Source organism: Sphaerospermopsis reniformis, from assembly GCF_005402885.1.
In the GTDB taxonomy this organism is placed as follows: Bacteria; Cyanobacteriota; Cyanobacteriia; order Cyanobacteriales; family Nostocaceae; genus Sphaerospermopsis; species Sphaerospermopsis kisseleviana.
On record NZ_BJCE01000179.1, the window covers coordinates 1 to 11258 of the forward strand.

Here is an 11258-nt window from a genome sequence, read left to right on the forward strand (position 1 = left end):
AAAAGTGTGCATTTTTTGGGATTTCAAGAGATGGCAAAGAAATTTTCAAATCTTCTCCTGACTCCTGACTCCTGACTCCTGACTCCTATGCCCTCACGGAAAGACTTTCTCAGCAACCCCTAAATATATAAACTATTTCCAGTTTATCTGTTAATTTCCACACCCGCACAGAAATGAATTTCCGGGCTAATAGCAAAAGTGCGTTAAAACGCACTCTGAAAATAGTCGGTTTTAACCGACTTTAGCTTTTAGACAGGGAATTTATTCCCTGGCTTTATTTGCACAATACCTGACAAACATTCCCTCAACCACAACCGAAAACCGTGATGATATAATTGATATTTAACTTCCTTACCTTCCCTAAATTCTCGCAAAAACTCTAACCATTGTTCCATAACCTCCATCACATCAAAAACATCCTCATTGATAACCTGACTAATAGCGAAAGCTGACATCGGTTGCATTTCTCCAGCAGTCAAAATTCGCAATACATTCACAGCAACATCAGATAAACCATCACCTTGCATTTTTTGCCAATGTTGTTGATAATAACTTTCTAAATTTGGGGGAATACTATTAATATTCTCAGGTTGATCATAAAAACCCTCAGAAAAAGCAGTTAAAACCTGCTGCACATACATAAAATTATCTTCATCAATCAAATCAATTATATTCCTCTGCGAACTCTGCGTCTCTGCGGTTCGTTTCCTCCGAATAAATTCCCTCACATCCTCCCTATTTTCCCTCTGAAAGTCCCCTAAATCTAAAACCTGAGCAGGTGCTTCAATTAACAACCCACCATGCGACTTTTTATAAGGACGACGAGCAAAAATAAAATAAACTTGATTGGGTAAATATCGCGGTAGATGAAATAAATTAGTTCCCACAGCTTGACTATGAATATCAACCCGATCCAAACCATCAATAATAATAATTAACTTTGAATCCAGTGATAACCTCTCGCTGATTTGTTGTAATAATAAGGAAAAAACCGAACTATCATAATGATCAAAATCCAGATTTTCACTATTTAATAAACTCTGGAATTTCCTAATTAACTGTGTACAAACATCTGTTAAAAACTCCTCAACCCGATTTTTACCAGGAATTTGGGCATCATAATAAATAATATCGGGATTTTGCAGCACCAATTGGGCGAGAATGGCACTTTTACCGCTACCGGGAACTCCCACAATGGTGAAATAACCCTTGGGGTAACGGTGGAGAAAATTATTAATAGCAGACAAGACAAAACCACGACCGACAAAATTTTCACTCTTTGCTGAAGCAGAGAAAGATAAACTATTCATCTGTCACCTTTCCTTGCAAACGCAGAAAATGTAACCTTCCTGATGATTTCCTTGCAACTATTGTCACCCCATCAGAAGCAACTGCACAGCAAGTTATAGGACTTTCTCCGGTGAAAGTTGCTATTTCCTTTCTGGTTTCCAAATCCCAGATTTTGATAGTCTTGTCATAAGAACCAGAAATCACAGTTTTTCCATCGGGTGTGACTGCGATCGCTCTTACCGAGTTACTATGACCTCTTAGGGTGAACTTTTCTTTTCCTGTGACTAGATCCCAGATTTTGATAGTGTTGTCATCAGAACCAGAAATCACGGTTTTTCCATCGGGTGTCAGTGCGATCGTATTTACCGAGTCACCATGACCTTGAAGGGTGAACTTTTCTGTTCTTGTTCCCAAATCCCAGATTTTGATAGTCGAGTCATAAGAACCAGAAATCACAGTTTTTCCATCGGGTGTGACTGCGATCGCTCTTACCGAGTTACTATGACCTTGAAGGGTGAACTTTTCTTTCCTTGTAACCAAATTCCAGATTTTGATAGTGCTATCACGTGAACCAGAAATCAAGGTTTTCTCATCGGGTGTCAGTGCGATCGCTCCTACCGAGTTATTAAGACCTTTAAGAGTGAACTTTTCTTTCCTTGTAACCAAATCCCAGATTTTGATAGTGTTGTTATAAGAACCAGAAATTAGGGTTTTTCCATCGGTTGTGACTGCGATCGCATTCACTCTAGGATGACCTTGAAGAGTGAACTTTTCTTGACCTGTTCCCAAATCCCAGATTTTGATAGTGTTGTCACGTGAACCAGAAATCACCGTTTTTCCATCAGGTGTGAGTGTGATCACATCTACAATGTTACTATGACATCTGTTCGCGTAGCGTTCCGAAGGAAGGGTAAACTTTTCTGTTCTTGTTCCCAAATCCCAGATTTTGATAGTGTTGTCACGTGAACCGGAAATCACAGTTTTACCGTCGGGTGTCACTGCAATCGCTGTTACGAAGTTACTATCACCTTGAAAGGTTAACTTTTCTGTACCTGTTTCCAAATCCCAGATTTTGATAGTCGAGTCATAAGAACCAGAAATCAGGGTTTTTCCATCGGGTGTGACTGCGATCGCATTTACTGAGTAACGATGACCTCTTAGGGTGAACTTTTCTGTTCCTGTTCCCAAATCCCGGATTTTGATAGTCGAGTCATATGCACCAGAAAGCATGAGTGCGATCTGATTTAAAAAGGAAAAGGAGTTACGCAAGATACGGAAGATTTGAGTGAAAACCTTATTCTTGTGTAGGGGTAATTCATGAATTACCCCTACTTTCTGTTTTGCGTAGTTTTGCGTAAGTCCCATGATTTTTCCATCGGGTGTGACTGCAATCGCGCTCACGCATTTACTATGACTAGTAAAGGTGAACTTTTCTGTACCTGTTCCCAAATCCCATATTTTGATAGTCTTGTCATCTGAACCAGAAATCACGGTTTTACCATCAGGTGTCACTGCGATCGCATTTACTGAGTCACTATGACTAGTAAAGGTGAACTTTTCTTCACCTGTTCCCAAATCCCATATCTTGATAGTGTTGTCACCAGAACCAGAAATCACGGTTTTACCATCAGGGGTCACTGCGATCGCATTTACCGAGTCACTATGACCTGTGAGGGTGGACTTTGCTTTTCCTGTTCCCAAATCCCATATTTTGATAGTCTTGTCATCTGAACCAGAAATCACGGTTTTACCATCAGGGGTCACTGCGATCGCATTTACTGAGTCACTATGACTAGTAAAGGTGAACTTTTCTTCACCTGTTCCCAAATCCCATATCTTGATAGTGTTGTCACCAGAACCAGAAATCACGGTTGTACCATCGGGTGTGAGTGCGATCGCATTTACCGAGTTACTATGACCTGTGAGGGTACGAATCAGGGGACTACCGGGAGGGGTGAGACTAGAGGTTAAACAACGTAAACCTTGATCTATGGATATTTGTTGCAGGAGGTTGTTAATTTCTGGTGTGTGAAAATGTAGTAATCTCCCTGTTAGTTGTGCTGGTAATTGTTGACTATCTCGATTGATAATATGTGCTGAGAGTCGCAAAGCACCTTGAATTTTTTTTAATGATGATATTGTTTCAGCTTGAGGAAATTCCGTTAATAGGGTTTCATATTGGAGTAAATCATAATCTTCAATCAGTGCTTGCACTCCAAATAAAGAATGCTTAATTTTCGCTTCGATAAAATAGTAGTTGGATAATAATTTAAACAGTTCTGTATATTGTTTACCCACTAATAATAATCGGGGATATTCACCTAAAAACTGTTCTTTTCCTTCCTCTGACTTTTCATTAAACCAAGTGCGAAAGTTACTCATAGTATTAATCCCTCACCCATATTATTAGCAACTTCCGCGCCGATTTCTGGTAAACTCACCCCCGCAGCTTCCACAATATCCTGACGTTGTAAAAAATCGCGGAAACTCTCATGATAAAAGCGATAACGGGGCGGTTGATAGATTTTTTGTTCCTGTAAAAATTGTGTCCAACCTTCAAGAACTCCCTGCACTGTGAGATCATCTTCCTGAGAATATTTAACAATCATCTCACGGGATACGGAACTTTTTAAAGCACACATTACATAAATGATTTTGATTTTATCCTTGGGTAAAGGTCTAGCAGTCATTCCCATAATCCGCCAATGACTCTCATAATATCCCTGTAAACCTGCTGGTAATTCTTCTAGTTTTTCATCCTTATAAAATCCATCTGCAATAGCTTCTAACACAAGGCGTAAGTACATGAAATTGTTTTCACTTTTAGCGGCAATAGTTTTGACAAATTGTGGTTTACTGAGGTTATTCTGTTGATTAATCCAAATTTCTAAACCTGCTTTGTATTTTTCTAAACCTAGAAATTCCCAAATATATTCTTCAACATCTTCCTTACTGTTTTCTTGATATTCCCTTAAATCCAATTCTATATACTTAGTATTTGGGGAAAGTGTTAATCTTTTCTCATCTGAATTATAAGGTCTTCTGGTAAGGATCAGGTAAACATGATCTGGTAAGTACATCGGTAAATTTAACAAATTACCATTATCATCTTGATCAACTTCATCTAAAGCATCAATGACAATGACTAAATTTTCATAATTAGATAATTTTTCACTAGCTTTAGTTAATAAAGTAGATAAATCATTATTTTCTACATTTTGTAAATCCAACCTATTTACTAATTGTTGACGAATTAATTTCAGGAATACATCAGGGCGGTTTCTACCTTCTGCACGAATATTAAAAAAGCAAATTGTCTCAGTATTATCTACAATATATTTTGCAGCTATAGCACTTTTACCCATTCCCGCATCACCGAGAATGGTGAAATAGCCGCTTGGGTGATTTTTGAGAAATTCGGTAATAGCATTAAATACAAATTTGCGACCATAGAATATTTGTGTTTTATCCTCAATTACGTTTTTAAATTCTGTGGGAATCATGATAGGATACCAATTATCAACAATATCTGAAGGTGTAAGTTTTTCATCAATTCCATTTTTTTTCAATCCTGCATTTATAGCATTGACCACATTTTCAATTACGAATCTATCAACCTGTGTAATGCTAGGTCGATTTTGTCCAATTAAATATTTAATTTTGTCTTGACTTGTGTTTGCTGCTTTTGCTAGGGATGCGATAGTAAAATCTGCTTGTTGATATTTTTCTCTAATTTTTGCCTTTCCTGCTTCACTAGCTTGGACTTTTCCTGATTGAGTCATAAACAGTATTGATAGTAGTTGATTTTTTTAGAGTATAGCAGAACTGGATGATTTGTGTCTAGGGAATTTGGGGTATTTATCTTTCCCTAAACTCCCTAAAATTTGGGGAGAACACGTCAATATTTATAACCTAATTATATCTTTTCAATGTCTTGTCTATTACTTACGATATGAGCAAGTTAAGGAAATTGATTGAAACCCAAAGGAATAAAAGCTATGAAATTCAACTTATTCACTAAAAAACAACCCCAAGAACAGGAAGATAAAAAACAGATGCGAGAAAAAATCATTGCTGAATTTATCAGACAAACTCAACTCACATTTAATTTAGCTTTAGGTGTCAGCACTGCATCAGCAATTATAACCTTATTAGGTGTGGGTTTATTTTATTTGGATAAAATTCCCGAAGCAAGTCTCACCGCAGGAGGGGGAATTGTGTTTAGTATTGGTAGTGTGCAGTTTGCCAAAGAAACCAGGAAAGAGTTAGAGGAAATTTTAGAATCTTTGGATGATGAATAAGAACTGAATAATGGTTAATAGTGTAAGGGTTTATCGGGTTTATCTGTTAGCTTCCAAACCCACCCGGAAATCAATTTCTGGGCTAATAGCAAAAGTGCGTTAAAACGCACTCTAAAAATAGTCGGTTAAAACCGACTTCAGCTTTTAGACAGGGAATTTATTCCCTGGCAATAATTCCCTAAACCAGATCCCCGACTTCTTTTTTATCCTCTCCATAAATTTGAAAATTCCTATCAGAAGTCGGGGATCTAAAAAGGATCTAAATTATCTTTCTACATCCTCAATTTCCTTCGCAACTCCCGCAGTTAAAACCTCATTTCCAGTAGCAGTAACCAACACATCATCCTCAATTCTAATCCCAATTCCCACCCAACGCGGATCAATTGCTGGTTGATCTTCTGCTGGTTCAGTATCAGGTACAATATATAAACCCGGTTCTATGGTTAAAACCTGTCCCGGTTGTAAAATTTGCGGGTTTTCTCCATGTTGATAAATTCCCACATCATGCACATCTAACCCTAACCAATGACTCGTTCTGTGCATATAAAATGGTTTATATTTTTCCTCTTCTATTAATTTATCAATCTCTCCTTTCAATAAACCCAATTCTACCAAACCTTCTGTTAAAATCCGCACTGCTTTTTTATGAGGTGCATCAAAAGCATTACCTGGTTTAACTTCTTCTATCGCCTGTTTTTGTGCTGCCAATACTATTTCATATAACGCTTTTTGTTCTCCTGTAAATTTCCCACCTACGGGAAATGTTCTGGTAATATCTGAATTGTAATAACCGTAAGCACAACCAGCATCAATTAATAACAATTCGTTTTCTTGCATCTGACAATTATTTTCTATGTAGTGCAGAACGCAAGCATTTCTTCCCGCCGCAACAATGGAAGGATAAGCAGGACCCATCCCACCCCTTAACCGGAAAATATGTTCTATTTCTGCTTGTATTTCATATTCATATCTTCCCGGTGCGGTAATATTTAAAGCGTGGTTGTGTGCTTCCACTGCAATATCCGCCGCTTGACGCATTAAGTCTAGTTCGGTTTTACTTTTATGTAATCTCAAACTGTGTAAAACTGTGCTGGTATCTTCTATCCCTGTGGGTCCTATTCCCCGTTTGGGATAGGTACGCAGTAAACGTTGGTAATGTTTGATAATTTTTTCGTTGAAATTACCATCCCGTCCAATATGATAATATATCCGATCTGCTTTTTCTAAATATTGCGGTAATTTCTCATCTAACTCTGCAATAGGATAAGCTGCATCTGCACCATAAATTTCCTTTGCAGCATCCACCCCGCAACGATAACCATTCCAAACTTCCTTTTCTTTATCTTTGGGTTGCACAAACAAAATAAACTGATGTTCTTCGTGATGGGGTGCTAACACTGCTACCGCTTGCGCTTCGTTAAAACCAGTCAAGTAATAAAAATCACTATCTTGTCTGTAAACATACTCGACATCGTTGTGCATGACTGCTGTGGGTGCGCTGTGAAAAATCGCTGTTCCTTGCCCAATTTTCGACATTACCTGTTCACGACGTTGCCGATATTCTGATTTCATAGCCGATTTACCTTCAAAGATATAGTGTTGTTTTTAACTTTAGCAAAGTTACTCAGTAAAGTTTGTAATTGCTAATCTCAATTATTTTAGCCAATTTTGAATTACTCAGATCCCCAACTTCTTCAACGGGGATCTAAAGGTATTGTCAACAAAACAGGATTTGATGCTTAAATTCTGACATTGATCAACAAAAAATAAAAGTTTTTTTGATTGCTCATGGATAACTTTTAATTTTTCATAATTCATCATTTTCAACATCTCTAAAATATCTATAAACAATAACAATTGTCCGTTATTTTTTTTAGTAAATGTTTGTTATTTACAGAATCTTTATTTTCCATAAATTAAAACTTTATATTAATTACTCATAAAAACAGACCATGCCTAGTAAATCAGGATTAGATTTAAATACAACAAGTTGGGCGGTAGAATCTCGCCAAACATCACAAGATTTGACAAGCCCTCTTGATATCTCACTGCCCGGTGGTGGTAGTTCTGCACCTTCACCAGCAGATTCATTATTGCCCCAAATGCCAAGTGATTTACCTACAAATAATCTACCCACATTACCACCTTTAAGTGCTAACCCAAATCCCAATCCTTATTTAACCAGTGCCGCCATTGTTCCAGATTTCAATGGTGATGGAAAAACTGATAAAATGTGGGTAAATGTCCAAACAGGTGAAATTTTAGTGCGCCTGATGAATGGTACAACAGTTATTGAACAGGCTTCTTTAGGTACTTATGACCTATCAACCTGGAGTTATAAAACTGCTGATTTCAACAGCGATAATAAGACAGATTTCTTATTACGCAATGAACAAACTGGTGAAAATGTAGTTGTCTTAATGGATGGAACAAGAGTTGCTAGTTTCCTGACATTAGATAGAGTTGATCCAGGTTGGAAAGCAGAAATTGGCGATTTTAATGGCGATCGCAAAACCGATATTTTCTGGCGTAACAACACCACCGGTCAAAATGCTATTTGGCAAATGGACGGAACAACTGTAGTTAGTGCCACTGTTTTAGAAACCACAGATGTAGCTTTAACAGCAACCATCGTTGACTTTGATGGTAACGGTAGAAGCGATATTTTCTGGCGCAATACTACCACCGGCGAAAACACAGCTTGGTTTATGGATGGTAGCGAAGCCACCAAATACAATTTACAATCTCAAGATGTCTCTTGGGGTTATTCTCTTGGAGATTTCAACGGCGACTTAAAGACAGATATTTTGTGGCGCAACACTGCAACCGGTGAGAACAAGATTTGGACAATGAACGGTATTTTTGTTACCGAAGGTGTTGTTAAATCACTGGGCGAAGGTTGGACTGCTAAAATTGGTGATTTCAACACCGATGGTAAAACCGATATCTTCTGGCATAATGCCACAACCGGCGAAAACACAGCTTGGTTAATGGATGGTACTAGCATCAGTTCTGAAGCCTTCTTACCCAGCAACACCCCTGGTTATACCGCATCTCTTGGTGACTTTAACGGTGATGGTAAGACTGATGTTTACTGGAGAGATCAACAAACCGGTGCAGATAAAATCTGGACTATGGATGGAACAATCGCGACTGAAACAGCTATTGCTGATGCAGATAAGCTAACTCCAGAATGGTATACAGCATAAGTGATTGGGGACTGGGGATTGGTGACTGGTGATTGGGAAGAAAAAACTTGATCCTCACTCCTGTACGGGCGAAGCATTCGGGCGATAAATTATCAATTTTTATCCCAGGTTGTTTTCCGAATGCTTCGCCCCTACGACTCCTGGAACTTCTGACTCCTGACTGTTGCTATATCAAGATTTTCAGAATTAAGAATTATTTGCAACTAAAAATTAGCGATCGCACTTTTGATTTAATCTCACAGAAAGGCGATCGCTTTTTGTTTCCAGTCTTGTTTTCACCAAGTTAAAACTTATAACTCAAAACCTGAATTTCCGTATTTTCTTTTAAATTCCCAGAAGCAATATTCACCGTATCCCCATTACTCCGGCGCACATTCACACCCGACATTAAATTCAGAAAATCATCCACAGGTGTAATATCACAACTATTGGGATCAGCGGCTTGAGTGCGATAATGGGTAGGAATCACCAACTTAGGATTTAACACCCCCACAGCTTGTTTTGCTTCTTGGGCATTATAAGCTTTAGCACTACCACCCACGGGAACTAAAGCTACATCAGGACGACCCATGAGGATTTTTTGTTCAAGAGAAATAGGTGCAGCCGCCCCACCCAAATGTAAAATATTAATTCCCCCCTGAGTCCATTTCCAAGCAGTATTTTTACCAAATTGTCTGCCACCTTTGCGATCGTGATCTATAGAAATTCCTTGAAACTTCAAACCTTTAAATTCATACACACCCGGTTCATAAATCAGCTTAGGATTTCCCGGTAGTCCTTCCACCGCACCCTCATCTAACAATTGACTGCTAATCATTACCAAATCCGCTACAACTTTGGGGGGACGATAACCAGCAGTACAACCAACTGTCCGAAAAGGATTGACGAGAATTTTTACACCCCCACCAGTAAACAAAAAGCAGGTGTGACCCAACCACTGAACTGATACACCACTAGATTGGGCATTAACTGGCAGGTGAGAACTGAAATTAGTAACTAAAGCAGTTGCTAAACCAGCACCAGCATAACCCAATAATTCTCGTCGTTTCATGAATCACTCTCTTACCTGTAATTGTTCCAGAAAATTTCTGAGTAACTGCTTACCCGCAGCAGTTAAAACACTCTCTGGATGAAATTGGACTCCCTGAATGTGAGGATAGTTCCGGTGCTGTACTCCCATAATTGTCCCATCTTCCACCCAAGCGGTGATTTCTAATACTTCCGGGCAAGTCTCACGGTCAATCACTAAACTATGATATCTGGTAGCTGTAATAGGATTTTCTAATCCTTGGAAAACCCCTACTCCCTTATGAGATACTAAGGAAGTTTTACCGTGCATCAATTCTGGTGCGGAAACAATTTTACCACCGAATACTTGACCAATACTTTGATGTCCTAAGCAAACACCTAAAATTGGTAAACTAGAACCCAGGTTGGCAATTACATCTAAAGAAATTCCTGCATCTTCTGGACGACCAGGACCTGGGGAAATTACCACTGCATCTGGTTTTAAAGCCTTGATTTCCTCTACAGTGATTTTATCATTACGAAAAACTTTTAAATCAGCAGCAACTGGGAAATCTACGGCTAGTTCTCCCAAATATTGTACTAAATTATATGTAAAACTATCGTAATTATCAATAACTATAATCACAATTTGTACCTAAGACAATTTTAGATTTTGGATTTTGGATTTTGGATTTTAGATTTAGGTTGGTAATTGGTAATTGGTAATTGGTAATTGGTAATTGGTAAAAAATCCAATTACATCAATCATATCGAAAATTGCACTGTTAGAACCCCTTTAAATAGCAGTCATGATTAAAGCTAATAAAGGGGGAAGTAAAAGTATAGCAGCTACTAGCAAAGCTACAAAAGCAGATACCAGTACAGCCCCAGCAGCGCAATCCTTAGCGATTTTAGCTAAGTCATGGTAAGTTTGCTTAACTGTTAAGTCTACCAAAGATTCAATCGCTGTATTCACTAACTCCAACGTCAACACCAAACCGCTAGTAATAGCAATGATAGCTATTTCTACAGGTTTTAGGTGCAAAAAAAGACTCAATGCGATCGCAAAAGAGCCAACAGCTATATGAATCCGAAAATTGCGTTGAGTGTGAAAACTATAGCTGATTCCAGCCCAAGCATACTTAAAACTCACAAATAAATTAGAGGCTATTTGCCAGGAAAACTCCCGTTCTTTAGACACAAGGGTTGGTAAGCGCTTTGGTGTTGCTGATGGGGAAACTTGTTGGGACATATACTGGAGAATACAAATCTTATCAGGTGGTAATCTTGATTAATTTTAAGGGTAGAATAAAGGTTTGAGGGAATTTTAAAGAATTTGTGACAATAATTTTGAATTTTGTAATCATCGCCACCCAATGTCAATATCCTGTCTACATCCGCTATTTTAAGTTAACAATAATACCTACCGAATGTAGTAAAATTACTTGTT

Annotated in this window: 9 protein-coding genes; 2 read left to right on the forward strand and 7 right to left on the reverse strand. The window is 38.2% G+C overall.

What is annotated here, in order from left to right; all coding sequences use genetic code 11:
* Window positions 1-248: 248 nt before the first annotated feature.
* Genes FFR48_RS20100 through FFR48_RS20110 form a run of 3 tightly spaced genes read right to left on the reverse strand, consistent with a single transcriptional unit; the run spans window position 249 to window position 5072 of the window.
* A complete protein-coding gene (locus tag FFR48_RS20100) occupies window positions 249-1310 on the reverse strand; it encodes an ATP-binding protein (RefSeq protein ID WP_137668601.1) in 1062 nt (353 codons plus the stop codon).
* The gene (locus FFR48_RS20105) at window positions 1303-3672 is read right to left on the reverse strand and encodes a PQQ-binding-like beta-propeller repeat protein (protein ID WP_137668602.1); all 2370 of its coding nucleotides are present in this window, start codon (window positions 3670-3672) and stop codon (window positions 1303-1305) included. The genes FFR48_RS20100 and FFR48_RS20105 overlap by 8 nt, the downstream gene beginning before the upstream one ends.
* The gene (locus FFR48_RS20110; protein ID WP_137668603.1) at window positions 3669-5072 is read right to left on the reverse strand and encodes a P-loop domain-containing protein; all 1404 of its coding nucleotides are present in this window, start codon (window positions 5070-5072) and stop codon (window positions 3669-3671) included. Before FFR48_RS20110 ends, FFR48_RS20105 begins: the two co-directional genes overlap by 4 nt.
* Before the next feature lie 216 nt (window positions 5073-5288).
* On the opposite strand from FFR48_RS20110, the gene FFR48_RS20115 reads away from it, so the two are divergent.
* On the forward strand, window positions 5289-5591 hold the full coding sequence (locus tag FFR48_RS20115; protein WP_137668604.1) for a TRADD-N-associated membrane domain-containing protein: 303 nt from the start codon (window positions 5289-5291) through the stop codon (window positions 5589-5591).
* A gap of 264 nt (window positions 5592-5855) precedes the next feature.
* Here FFR48_RS20115 and FFR48_RS20120 read toward each other — a convergent pair whose 3' ends face one another.
* Entirely contained in the window at window positions 5856-7163 is a 1308-nt protein-coding gene (locus FFR48_RS20120; protein WP_096571601.1) for an aminopeptidase P N-terminal domain-containing protein, read from the reverse strand.
* A gap of 380 nt (window positions 7164-7543) precedes the next feature.
* On the opposite strand from FFR48_RS20120, the gene FFR48_RS20125 reads away from it, so the two are divergent.
* Window positions 7544-8800, forward strand: coding sequence for an FG-GAP repeat domain-containing protein (locus FFR48_RS20125; protein ID WP_137668605.1), 1257 nt, complete (start codon window positions 7544-7546; stop codon window positions 8798-8800).
* A 283-nt stretch (window positions 8801-9083) separates the two neighbouring features.
* Here the strand turns inward: FFR48_RS20125 and FFR48_RS20130 are convergent, their stop codons facing one another.
* The 3 genes from FFR48_RS20130 to FFR48_RS20140 all read right to left on the reverse strand — a co-directional run bounded on the left by FFR48_RS20130 (window position 9084) and on the right by FFR48_RS20140 (window position 11060).
* Window positions 9084-9851 carry an MBL fold metallo-hydrolase gene (locus tag FFR48_RS20130; RefSeq protein ID WP_096571597.1) on the reverse strand — a complete coding sequence of 256 codons (768 nt, stop codon included), beginning with the start codon at window positions 9849-9851 and terminating at the stop codon, window positions 9084-9086.
* Between the two features lie 3 nt (window positions 9852-9854).
* Window positions 9855-10454, reverse strand: a complete 600-nt coding sequence (locus FFR48_RS20135) for an anthranilate synthase component II (RefSeq protein ID WP_137668606.1) — start codon at window positions 10452-10454, stop codon at window positions 9855-9857.
* A 150-nt stretch (window positions 10455-10604) separates the two neighbouring features.
* The gene (locus FFR48_RS20140) at window positions 10605-11060 is read right to left on the reverse strand and encodes a diacylglycerol kinase family protein (protein WP_096571593.1); all 456 of its coding nucleotides are present in this window, start codon (window positions 11058-11060) and stop codon (window positions 10605-10607) included.
* Window positions 11061-11258: the final 198 nt, after the last annotated feature.

Coding starts and splice junctions, on each gene's coding strand:
- FFR48_RS20115 (WP_137668604.1), top strand. CDS start 5,289: ATGAAATTCAACTTATTCACTAAAAAACAACCCCAAGAACAGGAAGAT.
- FFR48_RS20140 (WP_096571593.1), bottom strand. CDS start 11,060: ATGTCCCAACAAGTTTCCCCATCAGCAACACCAAAGCGCTTACCAACC.
- FFR48_RS20130 (WP_096571597.1), bottom strand. CDS start 9,851: ATGAAACGACGAGAATTATTGGGTTATGCTGGTGCTGGTTTAGCAACT.
- FFR48_RS20100 (WP_137668601.1), bottom strand. CDS start 1,310: ATGAATAGTTTATCTTTCTCTGCTTCAGCAAAGAGTGAAAATTTTGTC.
- FFR48_RS20125 (WP_137668605.1), top strand. CDS start 7,544: ATGCCTAGTAAATCAGGATTAGATTTAAATACAACAAGTTGGGCGGTA.
- FFR48_RS20110 (WP_137668603.1), bottom strand. CDS start 5,072: ATGACTCAATCAGGAAAAGTCCAAGCTAGTGAAGCAGGAAAGGCAAAA.
- FFR48_RS20105 (WP_137668602.1), bottom strand. CDS start 3,672: ATGAGTAACTTTCGCACTTGGTTTAATGAAAAGTCAGAGGAAGGAAAA.
- FFR48_RS20120 (WP_096571601.1), bottom strand. CDS start 7,163: ATGAAATCAGAATATCGGCAACGTCGTGAACAGGTAATGTCGAAAATT.